A 17,178-nucleotide genomic window follows, 5' to 3' on the forward strand; every position below is an offset into this window, starting at 1 on the left:
CTAAATCCAACACAATGTTTATTCCGAAAACACCTCAATATCCAGGAAAACGGCGACAGCAAAGGACAAGTCGTTTCACCGCTAAAATCAATAGTCTAATCCTGAAATTACAGCATTCTCGATGGCTGTCTCCCAGTTGGTTAGCCTGTATCCCGTTAACGGCGATTATCGTTGGGGTATGGGGTTTTGCCGCCGTTGCTCAAGAAAATGCTCCCCCCCTCACCCCAGAAATTGTTCAGGGTTATTTAAACATTGCGTGGGTTTTAGTCGCTTCCATTTTGGTGATTTTTATGAACGCGGGTTTCTGTATGTTAGAAACCGGTTTCTGTCGCCAGAAAAATGCGGTTAACGTTTTAGCGAAAAACTTAATTGTCTTCGCCTTAGCGACCCTAATTTTCTGGGCTTTTGGATTTTCCTTTATGTTTGGCGGGGAAAACCCCTTCATTGGAGGTGGTGGCTATTTCCTCACCGGACAGTCAGAAACCTACGGTTTAAGCCCCTTTCCCGCAGGATTACCTGTTCCTTTACTGTTCCTGTTCCAAGTCGCTTTCGCTGGCACAGCCGCAACCATTGTATCGGGGGCTGTGGCTGAACGCATTGAATTTATTGCCTTTTTGCTTTTTAGCTTGCTTCTGGTTGGGATTTCCTACCCCATTACAGGTCACTGGGTTTGGGATAGTGCGGGATGGTTAGCCCAAGCCGGATTTAAAGATTTTGCAGGTTCAACGGTGGTTCACTCCGTTGGTGGTTGGGCCGCATTAATGGGTGCTGCGTTCCTTGGCCCCCGTTTAGGGAAATATGGGGCCGATGGACAACCTCGTGCCATTCCGGGTCATAACATGAGTATCGCGACCTTGGGGTGTTTAATTCTGTGGATAGGCTGGTTTGGATTTAACCCCGGTTCCACTTTAGCCGCCAACGAACAAATCCCCTATATTGCTGTTACAACCAACTTAGCCGCAGCGGCGGGCGGGGTTACTGCAACGGCTACATCCTGGTTTAAGGATGGTAAACCCGATTTATCCATGATTATTAACGGGATTTTAGCGGGTTTAGTGGCAATTACCGCAAGCTGTGATTCTGTTAGCTATTTGAGTGCTGTGATTATTGGTGGCTTGGCTGGGGTAATTGTTGTCTACTCTGTGGGTTTCTTTGACCGCATCAAAATTGATGACCCCGTTGGTGCAACGTCTGTTCACTTAGTCTGTGGCGTTTTTGGAACCTTAATGGCTGGAGTTTTTGGCGGTGCTAATTTAATAGTACAAATTCTCGGTATTCTCTCCATTGGCGGGTTTACCGTTGTTCTGAGTACGATTTTCTGGTTAGCCCTCAAAGCCACCGTTGGGTTACGGGTTCATCCTGAACAGGAATTTGAAGGCTTGGATATCGCCGAACACGGGATGGAAGCCTACGCAGGATTCCTCAAAGATGACGTTGGCCCCGGTCTAGGCAGTTCGGGCTCTAGTTTTCCCGGTAAAGGGAGTAGCGTTAGTAGTCGTTATTAATTAGAGTGCGGAGTGCGGAGTGCGGAGTTAGGAGTGCGGAGTGCAGAGTGCGGAGTTAGGAGTGCGGAGTGCGGAGTTAGGAGTGCGGAGTGCGGAGTGCGGAACCCGAACCTAATTATTTCCCCCTCGTCTCCCCCTCCCTCTTCTCCCTCTCCCGTCTCCCCGTCTCCCCCCGTCCCCTTGTCTCCCCGTCCCCCCGTCCCCTTGTCTCCCCGTCCCCTTGTCTCCCCCTCCCCAAGCCGGGGTATTTTTTTTGCCCATTTCAGGGAAAGGGATGTTAAATGTTAAATGGACGGATTAGGTTGAGTCAGTCTTGTTTAAGCAGTATTGGAATCCAGTGTTCATTCGCTCAAAAACGATTCCCCATTGGGCTTGGATATCTTTAATCAGCAATGGGTTACTCTTATTGATCATTCTGGGATTGATAATGCAGAGGCAATCTGTTTCAGGTGCGACTACATCATCGTTAACGGATGCTCTTGGGGCTACTCAGTTACAATCAACATCGGACTCGGCTTTAATCAATGCGGTCGGTGTCCCTCGTCATCGCTGGACGTATGAACAGTGGGTTGAACAGTTGAAGCGGGAAGCGAATGCTATTGCGGAACGCTCACCGGAACATTTACGGATTTTGGCGGGAGATTCCTTAAGCTTGTGGTTTCCATCTGAACTTTTACCCCCAGAACAAACTTGGTTAAATCAAGGGATTTCTGGGGAAACTTCCGCCGGATTATTAAAGCGAATTAAGTTGTTTGATATTACTCAACCGGACACTATTTTTGTCATGATTGGGATTAATGATTTAATTCGGGGGGTAGACGATACAACACTGTTAAATAATTATCGGGAAATTATTCGAGATTTACGTTGGGTACATCCTGATACTCAAATTGTTGTCCAATCTATTCTTCCCCATAGTGGTAAACAGTCTAGTTGGGAAGGGCGTGACCGTTTATTAAAAATTTCCAATGAACGGATTCGGAATCTCAATCAATCGTTAAAATTAATAGCGGAGGAAGAAGGAGCTTATTATTTTAATTTACATTCCTTATTTACCGATGCCGACGGCAATTTAAGGCCGGAGTTAAGCACGGATGGTTTACATTTAAGTCAACAAGGTTATTTAGTTTGGAGTTCGGCTTTAAAACTCTATACTCAAATTGCCTTAGAGCCATCTTCTAACCCTTAATATTATGAATCATCTCAAAGTTATTATTATTGGTGCAGGAATTGGAGGATTAACCGCAGGCTTAACCCTGCGACGGGCAGGATATGCCATTGAAATTTATGAAAAAACAAACGAAATTCGTCCCGCAGGTGCCGGAATTTCAATTTGGTCAAATGGGGTTAAAGTTCTTAATAGTTTAGGTTTAGGTGATGAAGTTGCTAAAATTGGGGGACTGATGGATGTGATGGAATATCGCAGTCATCGCAATGAATTATTAAATCGAATTTCTCTACATCCGGTGATAGAAACGGTCGGACAACGACCTTATCCCGTTTCTCGGACGGAATTACAATCTTTACTCTTAAAAGCGTTTAATAACGAGACGGAAACAGTTAAACTCAATGCTCAATGTATTGGAATTGAGCAAGATGAACATCGAGTCACCGCCTATTTTGCTGATGGATATCAAACCAGTGGCGATGTGTTAATTGCGGCGGATGGAATTCATTCTAAGTTGCGCGATTATGTTGTTGGTCATCCGGTAGAATTGCGGTATGCTGATTATGTTAATTGGAATGGTTTAATCAAAATTCAGGAAGATTTAGGCGATAAAAATACCTGGGTAATTTATGTCGGAGAAGGCAAACGTGCCTCGATGATGCCGATAGGAAATAATCGATTTTATTATTTCTTTGGTTGTCCGATGGCAAAAGGAACTTGGGTTGAACCTGAGTATCGTCAACAGGAATTAAAACAGATTTTTATGGGATGGCCGTTCCCTGTTCAACGATTAATTGAACGTCTTAATCCTTATGAGTCAAACCGTTTAGAAATACATGATTTAGATCCCTTAGAAACCTGGGTTCGAGGTCGAGTTGCATTGTTAGGAGATGCGGCTCATGCTACGACTCCAACCCTAGGACAGGGAGGGTGTCAAGCGATGGAAGATGCCGAAATATTATCTCGATTTTTATTAACGATTAATTTAGGCGTAGAATATGCGTTAAAACGATATGAAACAGAGCGCAAAGAACGCACGTCAACCTTGGTTCTGAAAGCTCGAAAACGTGCAGATATGATTTATGGTAAAGACCCAGAATTAACTCAAAAATGGTATGAACAACTGAAACAAGAAACGGAACGTGATGTTACGGATGCTTTATGCAAAACAATTCTGGGAGGGCCATTTAAGTAAACGATTAGAAACCGGGTTTCTGAAACTTATTTTAACCTTTCAATTTTTATCTTATGGTTGCTAAACTCACAACTCATGTATTAGATACGGCTAACGGTCGTCCTGCTGCTAATTTAAGGATTGAATTATGGCAAATTAATGTAGAAACAGGAGAACGAATTCCGTTAAAAACAGTAGTTACCAATTCCGATGGGAGAACCGACAATCCTTTATTAACAGAAACAGACTTAAACAGAGGAATTTATGAATTAGTCTTTGCGGTGGGAGACTATTTTAAAACCCAATATCAATCTCTACCTCAACCCTTATTTTTAGATCAAATTCCCATCCGATTTGGCATTGCTGACCCCACCGTCGCCTATCATGTTCCGTTATTAGTTTCACCTTGGTCTTATAGTACCTATCGAGGCAGTTAGAGATGACAGCTACTATTTTATTATCCCAACTCAATCAAATGTCTCAAACGGAATTTATCTCAACATTAGGAGCTATTTTTGAAGCATCTCCTTGGGTTGCTGAACAAGCTGGGTTAAAACGACCTTTTGAAGATATCCCCTCATTATATCAAACAATGGTTGATATTGTTAAAAATAGTGATTCACAACAACAACTCGCGTTAATTTGCGCTCATCCTGACTTAGGAAGTAAAGCAAAAATGGCAGAAGCCTCGGTTAAGGAACAAGCAGGAGTTGGGTTAAATTGTTTAACCCCTTCTGAATATGAACACTTTTATCAATTAAATAAAAATTACAAAGATAAATTCGGTTTTCCGTTTATTATTGCTGTTAAAAATCATACAAAAGCGAGTATTTTATCAGCTTTTGAACAACGGCTTAATCATTCTATTGAGGAAGAAAAAATAACCGCTTTAGAAGAAATTTATAAAATTGCTCAATTTCGTCTTTATGAAAAGTTGAACCATAACCTATCTTCGTAACATACACTCTAATATTAGATTAGAACATCGCTCTATCATGACAAACTTAAAACTTTTTCGCTCCTCATTTTTAGACTTTATTGCTGATCCCTTTTATGAATCAGAAGAGAACAGCGTTCGTTATATTCCTGATGGATTATTAGTGGTAGAAGCAGGCATTATTAAAGATTTTGATCATTATAGCATTTTAAAAGACAAATATCAAGGATTTCCCCTTACCCATTATCCCGATTTATTAATTATGCCAGGGTTCATTGATACCCATATTCATTTTCCTCAAACCGAAATGATTGCCTCCTATGGAAAACAACTGTTAGACTGGTTAAATCAATATACGTTTCCCACAGAACGGAAATTTAGTAGTCGAGAATATGCTCAAAAAATTGCTGCATTTTTCCTCGATGAACTCCTCAAAAATGGAACCACAACTGCCTTAGTTTTTGCTACGGTTTTTCCCCAGTCCGTTGAGGCTTTTTTTGAAGAAGCTTATCAGCGAAATTTACGGATGATTTCGGGTAAAGTGATGATGGATCGTCATGCACCGGATTATTTAAAAGATACCCCAGAAACCTCTTATCAAGAAACGAAACAATTAATTCAAACATGGCATAAAAAAGGACGTTTACTGTATGCTATTACCCCTCGATTTGCGATTACATCGAGTCCTGAACAGTTGAAATTAGCGGGAAAATTATTAACAGAATTTCCTGATGTTTATTTACAAACCCATCTTTCAGAAAATCTTAAAGAAGTTGAATTTGTGGCTGAGTTATTTCCCGAAGCTCAACACTATTTAGACGTTTATGCTCAAGCGGGTTTAGTGGGAGACCGTTCAATTTTCGCTCATAGTATTCATTTAAGCGATGATGAATTTAAACGGTTATCAGAAGCAAAATCGGCGATCGCATTTTGTCCAACATCTAATTTATTCTTAGGAAGTGGACTGTTTAAACTGCACAAAGCTAAATCTAAAATTCATCCTATTAACGTAGGTTTAGGAAGCGATATTGGTGCGGGAACCAGTTTTTCCCTCCTTCAAACTGCCAATGAAGCTTATAAAGTTGCCCAATTACAAAGCCAAACATTATCCGCCTTTCAAGCCTTATTTTTAGCAACATTAGGGGGAGCAAAAGCATTAAAAATAGATCATAAAATTGGTAATTTTGAAATTGGAAAAGAAGCGGATTTTATTGTTTTAAACTGTAATGCAACCCCGTTAATGGACTTAAAAAATCAACAAATTTTAGACAATCAAACCCGCCTAGAAATAGCCGAAAAAGTCTTTACACTGATTATATTAGGAGATGATCGAGCCATTCAAGCAACGTATATTATGGGAGAGATGGCATATACCAAAAAATAGGATAGAATAAATTCAATTAGCTGGCAAATGGTAATATGAATTCTACTGCTATTGTCACAACTTACGGTGATACCCTCAATGTTCGTTCGACTCCAAATGGTGAAATTGTTGAGGTTTTACAAAATGGAACCCCGGTTACAATTAGTGGAGAGTCTGTGAATGTCGAGGGTGAAATGTGGACACCCATCGGGACAAATCGTTGGGTTGCTGCGAAATTTTTAACGATTATTAACTCTGATATTTTAAACCTTCCAGGCTCTAAAATTGTGGCGACACAAACTCAGGAACAAATTGGAGGCGGTTTACAAGTTTATCAAACCCAATTAATCGATAATATCGGCAAAATTATTAATACTGTGCGTTGTGTTTCCGGGCGCATTGGTCAACAAATTCCCTCCGATGAACCGGGTTCTCAAACGCCTTTACCCTTTGGAATTTATACCTTTGATGCTCCGGGTGTTGTAGAAGAAGCACCCGGAGAATTTGGGGGGGTTTGGTCAGGAATTACACCCACTTTTCCCACCCAACGATTAGGGTTAGGGGTACATTATGATCCTTCGGCTTTTTCCTATGTTTCTCAAACGGGAACATCAGGATGTTTAGCCACCCCAACCATCGAAGAACGAGAGATAATGACATCATTTATTCTGCAATATCAACCGACCCATTTAATCGTTCAAAAGGCGGATTAAACTTGAACAGAATTTAAGAGTTAAACTGTTGTAAACGAGCCAGATTTTTGGTGAAAATCTGAATTTCTAGGTTATCATTTTCTCGTTCAATTACAGAACGTTTCACCTGACCTAAATAGAGGGGTTGAGACACTTCTGCATTCGGGTGAACCAGAGTTCGGGCACGAATTAACAACGCTTCTTGGAATTGTCCACCTCGTCCAGGAGAATATAAATTCGCCGCCGCTTGACGTAATGTGGCGTTTAATTGAGTTTCGGTAATATTAGGAGGAACGGCAATTACAATTTGTCTACCGCCATCATCAAAAACACGGGTATAAGGTAATGCGCCCGGAATTTCAACATGATAAAATAGACCTAAACTTAAGCCAAAAACCCCTACGGTTAAAACCCCTGTAAAGGCAGTGATTCCAACTAATCTAAACCGAGTTCCCCATTTAAAAATAAAAGCTAAAGCCGTAATTCCGCCAAAAGCTAAAGTCGCAATTCCAACCCACTTAGAAAGCTCTAGCCAATCTGTTGTTGATAACGGGAAGTTCATGATGGTCATTCAAGAAAAAACGTCTAACCTTCTAGCTTAATCTTAAACGGGTTCATTTGGGATAAAGATTCATCAATCTCTTTTTAACCCTTAGATTTGTAGGCTATAGTGCTAGGGAATAGGAAACAGGGTTGCAAAACCTTTTTATTCGGTTTTCGCAGGAAGAGAAGTTTTAGACTGGGGTTTAACGGCTAAATTTTGAGTTAATGAGGTTAAATCTGAAGGAAGTACAACAATCGTTGTGGTATTATTTTCGGTGCCAATTTCCGATAACATTTGCAACCGTCTTAACTCTAAAGCAGCCGGATTTTTCATAATCAGTTGAGAGGCTTCTGCTAATTTAATTGAAGCTTCTTGTTCCGCTTCAGCTTTAATTAAACGCGCTCGTTTTTCGCGGAACGCTTCGGCTTCTTTAGCCATAGCGCGTTGCATAGAAGTCGGAATTTCAACATCCTTCATTTCCACCCGTTCAATTATAATTCCCCAGGATTCTGTCATCTCATCAACAACTTCTTGAATTTTATGATTAATTTTATCTCGATTTTGTAAAACATCATCCAAACTGTTTTGACCGATGACATTCCTCAAGGTTGTTAAAGCGGCTTGATACACTGCTTTTTCATAATTTTCGACTTTAACAATTGCCTTAGACGGGTCAATTAAACGGTAATACAAAACTGCATTAACGCGAATGGTAACACTATCCGATGTAATCGTTTCTTGGGGTTCAATGTCAACGGTTTTTGTTCTAATATCGACTTGAACTTTTTGATCAATGGCTGGAATAATCCAATATAAACCCGGCCCTTTCACCGCCTGCACTCGCCCTAATCTGAAAACAACCCCCCGTTGATATTCTCGATCTAATTTAAACCCTGCAATTGTTAAATAAGTCAGTAGAATAAAAGCAGATCCAAACAGGTAACTCATGATTTTGGCTCTCCAATGCTAATTCTAGGATAAAGAGCAACAGAAATTAAGCTCAAATTCTTAATAAATTTTTAGGATAAGACATAGAAGCCTAATTATTGATCTCTCTTCTCTATCGGTAATTTTAAGGCAAATTATACCAACTTTGTAATGCTAATCGATGGACTTCTAACCAGCTAATTTTATGCTGTTTAGCAAGTTTAGCACAATCTTCATATTCTGGTTGAACATTCGTAATCTTTTCTCCCGAAAACCCGACCTTAATGCGAACAACACCATAAGGGGTTTGAACGGTTTGAATATCCCGTTTGAGAATACTGCGATTTTGCAGAGTATGACGAATTCCTAAAGTTGTCGTTTCTCGAAATAATATCGCTTCACAAGCTTGACGGTCTTCGGGATGACAAATAATCGTCAATAAGACTCCTAAACGAGACTTTTTCATGGTAATGGGTTGACTAAAAACGTCAATTGCTCCCGCTTGAAATAACAACTCAAACGTATAAGAAATTACTTGAGGGCTTAAATCATCAATCTGAGTTTTTAAGACCGAAATTGTTTCTGAAATTGTTTGAATTTCTGGATTAATTTTTGAATCAATATCAGAATTATAAAGTTGGTTCTGTTCTCCAATCCAAAGCCGTAAAATATTAGGAATGGCAAAATCCTGATAACCTGCCCCTAAGCCAATGGTTTGAATCGATAAAGCCGGAGGTTCTCCAAAATATTGAGCTAAAGTCACCGCAATAGCAGCCCCCGTTGGTGTAACTAATTCCCGTTCAATTCCATTGCTATAAATCGGAACTTTCCCCAGTTCAAATAACTTTAAAACCGCCGGAGCCGGAACGGGTAATTGACCATGAGCCGCCCAAACTGTCCCTCCTCCTGTGGGTAATTTTGAGCAGTAAAATTGATCAATATTCAACCAATCTAAACCCAAACAAGTTCCCACAATATCCACAATGGCATCCGTCGCCCCCACTTCATGAAAATGCACTTCTTCTAAGGGAATGCCATGAACAGCCGCCTCTGCTTCTGCTAATTTCCGAAAAATTGCTAAACTCCAAACTTCTACCTGTTTCGGTAATTTCCCTTTAAGAATAATATCTTCAATATCGGATAAATGACGGGTGGGGCTGAGGTCATGGGTGGGATGAATTTCATCTTGATGCAGATGATTGTGAGCCTGATCCTGATTATGATGGGAATGGATGTTTTTTGGGGAGAGTTGCTGTTGAGTTAAATTGACAGAAACTTTAGTGGCCAACTGTCCTTGACGACGAACAGATTTGACTTTAAACTGATATTCCGCCCCAATTCCCAGTAAATCTAACTTTTCCTTTAAATAATCGATGGGAACCCCGGCATGAACTAAAGCCCCTAGGCACATATCCCCAGAAATCCCAGTGGGACATTGAAAATAAGCAATTTTAGCCATAATTTGTCGTTAGTCTGTTAGTCTTAAAATCACTATAAAATTTATTCTCTAAAATACAACATTTGACTATGGCAATTCTGTACGAGCTTCACCCCCAAAACCCTCAAGAACGCACCCTTGAAAAAATCAAAGATGCCCTCAAGGATGGCGCGTTGATGCTATATCCGACGGATACGGTCTATGCCATTGGCTGTGATTTAACCGTTAAGTCGGCCATTGAACGAGTCCGACGCATTAAGCAACTCTCCAATGATAAACCCTTGACCTTCCTCTGTTCGTCCTTATCGAATATTACTGATTATGCCATTGTCAGTGACTCAGCTTATCGGTTAATTAAACGCTTAATTCCAGGGACATACACTTTTTTATTACCCGCAACTAAATTAGTTCCTAAATTAGTTATGTCTCCCAAACGCAAAACCACCGGAATTCGGGTTCCTAATCATCAAGCGTGTTTATCAATTATTGAAACTTTAGGCAATCCAATTATTTCAACTTCTGCCCATATTACCACAGAAGAAGAAGGTCAAGCTCCGATTGCGCTACCCATAGAAGGTCAAATTGATAAAGCCAAATTGTACGATAGTTTAGGAAAATTAGTTGATATTATTGTTGATGATACCTCAGATCCGGGTTATCAAGTTTCAACGATTATTGATTTAACCGCCGATGAACCTGTTATTGTTAGAAAAGGTCAAGGATGGGAAGAAGCAGAAGAGTGGTTGGAAGGATGAGGGCTTAAACCGTTTTTTGAATCATTAACTGATAGCCTTGATGCAAAGTTTTTACAGGTTTAGAAATAGTGTTCAGAAATTTATCAATGCCTTGACGAGTATCTTCTTCGGGATTTTCAGGATCTCGATATTCGTAATCATCAAAAATCATAATTCCTTCCGGTTTCAGTAATTGCCAAGATAGTAACGCATCTTGCAAAACCACTGAGGCTAAATGACAGCCATCAATATAAACAAAATCGTAGGTATGAGGGCAAAGAGTGGGTAATATTTCTTGAGAATAGCCCTCTAATTTAATTACTTTTTCCGATGCTCCAGTTTTAACGATATTTTGATCAAATTCCGTTTTAAAACTTAAGTCTATACAAGTCATTTTTGCCGTTGGGTGGGTTAAAATATGATCCAGTAACCAACAAGCAGACATCCCTTGAAAACTGCCAATTTCTAAGCCTTGAATCTGAGGACGATGAGCGAAAGCATGAAGGGCTTTATCCCACTTCGGAATATTCACGCTAAACCAATCTTTGGTAAAGTGATAATTCTTCTCGCTGCTGGCATTCCATCCCCTTAATTGATGGGATTTCTGATGACATTGAATCGATCTTTCGAGTTCCCCAATTTCTGATAAAAAGTTACCTAAATGGGTATGAGAATGGGGTAAATTAACGTTTATGTTTAAAGCTTTTTCTGAAACGGCGATCGCTTCTTCCCATTGTTTTGTATAACTATAAGCTCGACTTAAAGATAAATAGATAAATGGGTTCTTATCTTCTAATTTTAGAGCTTCTTGGTAAAAGGTGATCGCCATATCCCATTGTTGTAATTTAAACTTAATTTCTGCAATTTGAAAATAAGGTAAATAAGCTTTAGGATTTAAGGCAATCACACGCTTATAAGCCTGAATTGCATTTTCCCATTTGCCTAATTGTTTATTAATATTCCCCAACGCCATATAAGAGGGAAAAAATTGATCATTTCTTTCAACGGCTTGGCTATAAGCTTGAATTGCATTTTCCCATTGTTGCAGTTGATGATAAGCTTCTCCTAGGTTATGATACGCTTCATATCCCTGGGGGTTAGATTGAATGGCATTGCGATAACAAGAAATTGCCTTGTCAATATCCTGTTTTTGAAACAGTCGATTTCCTAAGAATAAATGTTCAGAAAATAGTCCTAAACTGGGTTCTAAATGAAACGCTTTATACCAGAAAATATCCGCTTCATCGAGTTGATTAACTTGAGTCAGAGCTTTTGCTAAATTTCGATAAACAACGGCTATATTAGGATTACATTGAATCGATTTTTGATAATTTAAAATTGCGGTTTCCCAATCTTTTCTTTCAGCAAAAATATCTCCTAAATTTCCATAAGCTTCTGCATAATCCGGCTTTAATTTTAAAGCTTTTTTATACCAAAATTCCGCCTGTTCAAAATCTTCTTGAACTTGCCAAATTACCCCTAATGTTTTACAAATCGGGGCATACTCTGGATCTATATTCATCGCCGCCAAACACACAGACAGCGCTTCATCAACTTGTTGATGTGCTAAATGATAATTTGCCTGTTGATACAAATATTTAACAAAATTCTTGGGATTTAAAGATGAGTCCATTCGATCAGTATTAATCTGGTTTTGGGTCTTGGGTATTAACAGTTGACTGTTAACGGTTAACAGCCAACACCTTTAAAAAGCATTTAACCTAAGCGATGATTACTTTCCATTTGTACAGTCGTTTCTTCAGGAGAAGGAGATGCTAATAAAGGACTATTTTTAGGTTTAAGTACCGCTTGAATTGTTCTTAAAAAACGATTGGGTTTAGTCGCTTGACCATTTAATAATTGACGTTCTTTAACTTTTTTTGCCAAATGTCGCATCACGGATAAATCTAATTCATCAATAAAATGATCCGCAATGCGTTCCCCCATCAATTCAATAGCTTCGGAATACTGTTCCATTAACGATTCTAACGCTTGAGAGGCTTCTGTTGTAATCTCATCAGGAACAGGATTTTGCTGAACAATAGGGGGTTCCGCTTCTACACTCGATTGTACTCGATTTAGGCGACGATTTAAGAAATTTTGATATTCATCAACAGTCATTCCTAAATTATAAACATGATGATGAACGTGATCAATTAAATCCACTTCTGACGGAGTAAATAAACCATCCTGTTTATAAATTCCATGCAAACTTGCCCAAGTTTTTAAGGCGTTGGCATCATGAAGTTGATAACGATCTAACAGTTGAGTGGTTGTCATATTGGTTTCAGGAGTTGGTTTAAAATCACTCATCGATACATCCTCACCAGAATAGGTTAGAGTCAGAAAATTTTAATATAAACTCAATTTTATAGTGTTAGGAAAATTAAAACCCCCGTCAAATTCATTATTTTTTTGTCACCCTGGAAACAAAGTGGATTTTTTCTTCTCTATCAAGATAGAGGATGAGATGTTGTTGAGCAAATGAATGGGAATCACAACCTCAACTTCCGTATTATCTCTGATTTTGGCAAAATTGCATCCGGTTTGGGTCTTGCCTTTTTTTGGGGGGTGAAACTTTGAGCAAAACCCTCCATAATAGAGATATCAATCCTCACCGACTGTGATAATAGAAAGCCTTGCTATGCCAATCTACGATTATTTCTGTCCGAGCAACAACCAAACGATAGAAGTGATGCACTCCTATAGCCGGGAGATCAAAACCTGGGGTGAACTTTGCCAGTTAGCCCAGTGTGAGACCGGAGAGACCCCTGAAGATGCTCCTGTACGTCGTGTCATCAGTGCACCGATGCTTTCGGTTCCCACCTCTAATTCCGATTATAAAAACGCTGGGTTTACGAAATTAGTCAAACGAGACAAAGGAGTCTATGAAAATGTCACCGCATCCGATTAATAGTAGTCTATAATCAATCCTTCTTTTTTTCTTGAGTTTTATCCCCCATAAATCCCTTTAACTTCCTGTAAAAATCAGGATGTTTAAGGGATAATTTATCCGTTTCAGGGGTTTCTAATTCGGAATTGATTTCTGGTTTAATATCTTTTTCTATTGTTTTTTGTTGGGTTTCCTGAGTCGGTAATGATTCGGGATTTTGACTCCTCAGTAATAAATTTTGCGGAAAGCGATGACAAATTAAACGCTCAAAATCAGAAGTAAAATGATAAATGGCTTGTCCCCGACGTTGCCAATAAATTAAGATTTGTTGTACAGAAATCGCTTTATAACGTCCTTGATATAGTGCTTCTAGGATTGCCAAAAACACCCAAGAAGCTTCATATTGTTCTAGCCACTCAGCCACAATTTGTTCAGAAGTCTGATCCGATAAATCAAAACCATAATACTTCAGTAACGCCGAAGCTTCCATAGAAGGCGGGTTCAAAGTTTCGGCTTGGGTTGGGTGGTCTTCCCCATCCGGGAACGGAAATTCTAAAGCAAACACAGCAATCACCTCCTGGGGGTTATCAGTTATCAGTTATCAGTTATCAGTGTAGAGACGTGCCATGGCGCGTCTGTACCAGTTATCAGTTGTCAGTGTAGAAACTTACCATAGTGCCTCTCTACTGAAGTTAATGATTTCCCCCCATCTCCCCTTGTCCCCCCATCCCCATCTCCCCTTGTTTTAGTGGCAATTACCGCAAGCTGTGATTCTGTTAGCTATTTGAGTGCTGTGATTATTGGTGGCTTGGCTGGGGTAATTGTTGTCTACTCTGTGGGTTTCTTTGACCGCATCAAAATTGATGACCCCGTTGGTGCAACGTCTGTTCACTTAGTCTGTGGCGTTTTTGGAACCTTAATGGCTGGAGTTTTTGGCGGTGCTAATTTAATAGTACAAATTCTCGGTATTCTCTCCATTGGCGGGTTTACCGTTGTTCTGAGTACGATTTTCTGGTTAGCCCTCAAAGCCACCGTTGGGTTACGGGTTCATCCTGAACAGGAATTTGAAGGCTTGGATATCGCCGAACACGGGATGGAAGCCTACGCAGGATTCCTCAAAGATGACGTTGGCCCCGGTCTAGGCAGTTCGGGCTCTAGTTTTCCCGGTAAAGGGAGTAGCGTTAGTAGTCGTTATTAATTAGAGTGCGGAGTGCGGANATCCCCTTGTCCCCCTACTTAAGGTTCCGGTGGAGTTCCAAAATCCGGGTCAGGGGTTCCTACCCAGTTAAAATCGCTAATTCTTAGATTAATACTACCAATGCGGCGCACTGGATTAATGCGTAGAATCACCCCATAGGTGCGACGGCTATATTCTAAAGTGAACTCATTGTTTAATGATAAACCATTCTCTAAATTCACCGCCGATTCAATTCCAGCCCTTAACCCCCCATAAATTTGTTGAACTAATCCCATACTAAGCACTCGTTGATCTACTAAGCGATCAAACAAAAAGGGGGATTGTCCATCCAAGAAAACTTGAGTATAAAATACACTAAATCCTGTATAGTCTAAAAAGTCTTTAGAAAAATGACCTAATTGTCCTTGTAGTCCGACTGATGTACTTAGATAAGATTGGGAATAATCTTCACTATATTGGGTTGTGACACCCCTCGTAATAAACGCTAATTTCAAAAAGGGAATCACCGGTTGAGGCGTATACCGTAACCCTTCTGTAGCAGTAGGAGGCAATCTTTCTCCTTGCCATAATAAAATCGGATAAATAAAGGTTCCCAAGGCTTCATAGCGATCTAATGTTACCCGATCATTTGGACGAATGGGTTTCAATAATTCAGGGCGATCGGTTTTCGCGTTCACCGATTGATAGGAAGTTTGAAAGCTAAATTGAGCTCCTTGATCATTTAAACGAATCACCGGAGAGGTGAGAACAGCCCCTAAACTACTATGGACGGTACGATAGCCCAAGGTTCCATTAAACAGACGGTTGCGATAACTATATTCTCCGTTGAGGGCAAATCCAGCCCCCAATTGTTGGCGCACTCGAAAACTCCCCCGGATCGCTTCTTCATTGAGATCGGGAAAATTTTCTAAGGTATTGAGGGATAAAAACCCCCTTAATTCCGTTGTCGGGGTAACGGCTCCTGATAATTGGGCTTCTAACCCTAAAGAGGCGGGTTCAAAGGGGGTAAGGTTATCTTGAAAAATTCGTTGGAGTAACAGTCGGGGAGCAACTTGTAAAGTTACAGGGCCCAGGGGAACGGTCGGAAGATTCCCTTGAATAAAATAGCCGCCAAAATCTTTGAGATCATAGCCAATGGAAAAGGGGAGCGGTTGTTTTTCCGTTCGATCTAGGACAGTTCGTTCTCGAAACAAAGGCAGATTCAAGGATTGATCGAGAACTAAGCGCGATCGCGTGGTAATCAGTTCATCTCGCAGGGGAGAAATGCGGTTAAATCGGGCGGTATCAGCCCTGACTTCTAGTTCTGGGGGGGAAAAGGGATCGTTGGTAATTCGGACATTTTGGGCTTCCCATCCCCCATTGCCGAATAAATCAATGCGCTCGGCGGCAAATCTTAGGCGATTAACCGTACCTTGAACCCCAAATAATGACCCCCCTCCGGCGGATACGGTGGCGTTTAATCCGGTATCGGCGGTAACTTTTTGCACCGGTTGGGCGGCGGTAATGCGATCACTAATGGGGGAGGGAAGGGTGGAGGTCGTACCCGTAACTAAGGGATCAACAATGGCGAGATCGGTGGCGGCGGTGCGGGTGGAAACGGTTCCTTTAGCTTGATACACTGACCCGGTATTCTGCACAAAGTTATAGTCCATGCGATCGCCCCGAATCACCTGATTTCCTCGTGTTAGGGCGACATTGCCTTCGGCGATCACTTGACGGTTGACTAAATTAATTTGGGCTTTATCGGCATCAATTAGGGACTGACGAAACCGCACCATGACGTTGCCTTCGGCGATGACGATTTGCCGTTGTTGATCATATTCTTGCCGATCTGCGGTGATTTCTACGAGATCTTCTGGAGTTGGAACTGGGATAACGGTGGGTTGTTGGGACTGAGGAGGAGGCGTGATGGCAATTTGGTTACAGGTTGGAGTCGGGCAAGAAGCCTCGGTCTGGGGAAAGGAAAAGCTAGAATTAAAGCGATATTGAGTGGGGGAAACGGTTTCGGGTTCCACCGTTGGACTCACAGGCGGGCCGAGTAAGTCTGCGGAGACTTGATAAACTTCCTCTGGTGTAGCTTGAGGGAGGGGATAGGTCAGGGTGGCGTGAGTTGTAACTTTGGGGGAAATTGAGAATGAAGGCGAAGGTTGCCCTAATTCATTGAGAGCCGTTATCTTCCCTGCTTGAATTGTATCTGATGAAGGCAGGGTACGAATCAAAGGAGGCGGTTCAGGGGGCGAGACCGGGTAGGGCATACTTCAGTAACAGAATTCCACACAATAGCCCGAACTCGACGGCATAAGGGACTGGGCTAAAACAATGCCATTAGCCATAAACTCTAGGGGATCATGACTAATGACAATTAAAGGTTTTATCATATCAAGGATTTTGTTCACAGAGGTTGTCGGCATATTAGTTCAATTTTTATGCCCCAACTTCTGTTGAGACAACTTCCACGCTGCTTTATTCTAAGTCTCTGCGTTTGGGGTTCCGCGCCGGGTCATTGGACAAAAATCCAAATACGAATAAAGCAACAAAGAACAGAACGACGATATTAACGATGATTTTTAGCGTCAGCATTGATGAATTTCTCCGGGGCTGCAAG

At 40.9% G+C, this 17,178-nt stretch carries 19 protein-coding genes; 10 read left to right on the forward strand and 9 right to left on the reverse strand.

What is annotated here, in order from left to right; translation table 11 throughout:
• Positions 1 to 14 precede the first annotated feature (14 nt).
• From PL9214_RS18370 to PL9214_RS18405, 7 genes are all read left to right on the forward strand, one after another.
• Positions 15 to 1,505 carry an ammonium transporter gene (locus PL9214_RS18370; protein ID WP_083580077.1) on the forward strand — a complete coding sequence of 497 codons (1,491 nt, stop codon included), beginning with the start codon at positions 15 to 17 and terminating at the stop codon, positions 1,503 to 1,505.
• Between the two features lie 427 nt (positions 1,506 to 1,932).
• Complete coding sequence (locus tag PL9214_RS18380) at positions 1,933 to 2,694, forward strand: SGNH/GDSL hydrolase family protein (protein ID WP_083580088.1); 762 nt, start codon at positions 1,933 to 1,935, stop codon at positions 2,692 to 2,694.
• Between the two features lie 4 nt (positions 2,695 to 2,698).
• A complete protein-coding gene (gene hpxO, locus PL9214_RS18385) occupies positions 2,699 to 3,868 on the forward strand; it encodes an FAD-dependent urate hydroxylase HpxO (RefSeq protein ID WP_072720224.1) in 1,170 nt (389 codons plus the stop codon).
• Between the two features lie 53 nt (positions 3,869 to 3,921).
• Entirely contained in the window at positions 3,922 to 4,284 is a 363-nt protein-coding gene (gene uraH, locus PL9214_RS18390) for a hydroxyisourate hydrolase (protein WP_072720225.1), read from the forward strand.
• A 2-nt stretch (positions 4,285 to 4,286) separates the two neighbouring features.
• The gene (gene uraD, locus PL9214_RS18395) at positions 4,287 to 4,805 is read left to right on the forward strand and encodes a 2-oxo-4-hydroxy-4-carboxy-5-ureidoimidazoline decarboxylase (protein WP_072720226.1); all 519 of its coding nucleotides are present in this window, start codon (positions 4,287 to 4,289) and stop codon (positions 4,803 to 4,805) included.
• Between the two features lie 37 nt (positions 4,806 to 4,842).
• Positions 4,843 to 6,168, forward strand: coding sequence for a guanine deaminase (gene guaD / locus PL9214_RS18400; protein ID WP_072720227.1), 1,326 nt, complete (start codon positions 4,843 to 4,845; stop codon positions 6,166 to 6,168).
• A 35-nt stretch (positions 6,169 to 6,203) separates the two neighbouring features.
• Complete coding sequence (locus PL9214_RS18405; RefSeq protein WP_072720228.1) at positions 6,204 to 6,860, forward strand: SH3 domain-containing protein; 657 nt, start codon at positions 6,204 to 6,206, stop codon at positions 6,858 to 6,860.
• Between the two features lie 13 nt (positions 6,861 to 6,873).
• Here the strand turns inward: PL9214_RS18405 and PL9214_RS18410 are convergent, their stop codons facing one another.
• The 3 genes from PL9214_RS18410 to larC all read right to left on the reverse strand — a co-directional run bounded on the left by PL9214_RS18410 (position 6,874) and on the right by larC (position 9,769).
• On the reverse strand, positions 6,874 to 7,401 hold the full coding sequence (locus PL9214_RS18410) for a Ycf51 family protein (protein ID WP_072720229.1): 528 nt from the start codon (positions 7,399 to 7,401) through the stop codon (positions 6,874 to 6,876).
• 144 nt (positions 7,402 to 7,545) lie between these two features.
• Positions 7,546 to 8,331 carry a slipin family protein gene (locus PL9214_RS18415; protein WP_072720230.1) on the reverse strand — a complete coding sequence of 262 codons (786 nt, stop codon included), beginning with the start codon at positions 8,329 to 8,331 and terminating at the stop codon, positions 7,546 to 7,548.
• A gap of 124 nt (positions 8,332 to 8,455) precedes the next feature.
• Positions 8,456 to 9,769 carry a nickel pincer cofactor biosynthesis protein LarC gene (larC, locus tag PL9214_RS18420; protein ID WP_072720231.1) on the reverse strand — a complete coding sequence of 438 codons (1,314 nt, stop codon included), beginning with the start codon at positions 9,767 to 9,769 and terminating at the stop codon, positions 8,456 to 8,458.
• A gap of 68 nt (positions 9,770 to 9,837) precedes the next feature.
• Here larC and PL9214_RS18425 point away from each other — a divergent pair, with 68 nt between their 5' ends.
• Positions 9,838 to 10,503, forward strand: a complete 666-nt coding sequence (locus PL9214_RS18425; RefSeq protein WP_072720232.1) for an L-threonylcarbamoyladenylate synthase — start codon at positions 9,838 to 9,840, stop codon at positions 10,501 to 10,503.
• A 4-nt stretch (positions 10,504 to 10,507) separates the two neighbouring features.
• Here the strand turns inward: PL9214_RS18425 and PL9214_RS18430 are convergent, their stop codons facing one another.
• Both PL9214_RS18430 and PL9214_RS18435 read right to left on the reverse strand, forming a co-directional pair.
• Positions 10,508 to 12,115, reverse strand: coding sequence for a tetratricopeptide repeat protein (locus PL9214_RS18430; RefSeq protein ID WP_072720233.1), 1,608 nt, complete (start codon positions 12,113 to 12,115; stop codon positions 10,508 to 10,510).
• An 83-nt stretch (positions 12,116 to 12,198) separates the two neighbouring features.
• Positions 12,199 to 12,795: a hypothetical protein gene (locus PL9214_RS18435; protein WP_072720234.1), complete on the reverse strand. Its 597-nt coding sequence runs from the start codon at positions 12,793 to 12,795 to the stop codon at positions 12,199 to 12,201.
• Between the two features lie 331 nt (positions 12,796 to 13,126).
• Between PL9214_RS18435 and PL9214_RS18440 the strand changes: the two genes are divergently transcribed.
• On the forward strand, positions 13,127 to 13,396 hold the full coding sequence (locus tag PL9214_RS18440) for an FmdB family zinc ribbon protein (protein ID WP_072720235.1): 270 nt from the start codon (positions 13,127 to 13,129) through the stop codon (positions 13,394 to 13,396).
• A gap of 13 nt (positions 13,397 to 13,409) precedes the next feature.
• Here the strand turns inward: PL9214_RS18440 and PL9214_RS18445 are convergent, their stop codons facing one another.
• The gene (locus PL9214_RS18445; RefSeq protein ID WP_139295106.1) at positions 13,410 to 13,940 is read right to left on the reverse strand and encodes a hypothetical protein; all 531 of its coding nucleotides are present in this window, start codon (positions 13,938 to 13,940) and stop codon (positions 13,410 to 13,412) included.
• Between the two features lie 183 nt (positions 13,941 to 14,123).
• Here PL9214_RS18445 and PL9214_RS18450 point away from each other — a divergent pair, with 183 nt between their 5' ends.
• Positions 14,124 to 14,573 carry an ammonium transporter gene (locus tag PL9214_RS18450; RefSeq protein WP_072720237.1) on the forward strand — a complete coding sequence of 150 codons (450 nt, stop codon included), beginning with the start codon at positions 14,124 to 14,126 and terminating at the stop codon, positions 14,571 to 14,573.
• A gap of 38 nt (positions 14,574 to 14,611) precedes the next feature.
• On the opposite strand, the gene PL9214_RS18455 is transcribed toward PL9214_RS18450, so the two are convergent.
• The 3 genes from PL9214_RS18455 to PL9214_RS18460 are packed head-to-tail and all read right to left on the reverse strand — an operon-like array spanning position 14,612 to position 17,153.
• Entirely contained in the window at positions 14,612 to 16,828 is a 2,217-nt protein-coding gene (locus PL9214_RS18455; protein WP_072720238.1) for a DUF3769 domain-containing protein, read from the reverse strand.
• Positions 16,829 to 16,831: 3 nt separating this feature from the next.
• Positions 16,832 to 16,984: a hypothetical protein gene (locus PL9214_RS31375; RefSeq protein ID WP_186440398.1), complete on the reverse strand. Its 153-nt coding sequence runs from the start codon at positions 16,982 to 16,984 to the stop codon at positions 16,832 to 16,834.
• A 52-nt stretch (positions 16,985 to 17,036) separates the two neighbouring features.
• On the reverse strand, positions 17,037 to 17,153 hold the full coding sequence (locus tag PL9214_RS18460; protein WP_072720239.1) for a photosystem II reaction center protein I: 117 nt from the start codon (positions 17,151 to 17,153) through the stop codon (positions 17,037 to 17,039).
• Between the last annotated feature and the right edge of the window lie 25 nt (positions 17,154 to 17,178).

It is taken from the genome of Planktothrix tepida PCC 9214 (assembly GCF_900009145.1).
Lineage (GTDB): Bacteria > Cyanobacteriota > Cyanobacteriia > Cyanobacteriales > Microcoleaceae > Planktothrix > Planktothrix tepida.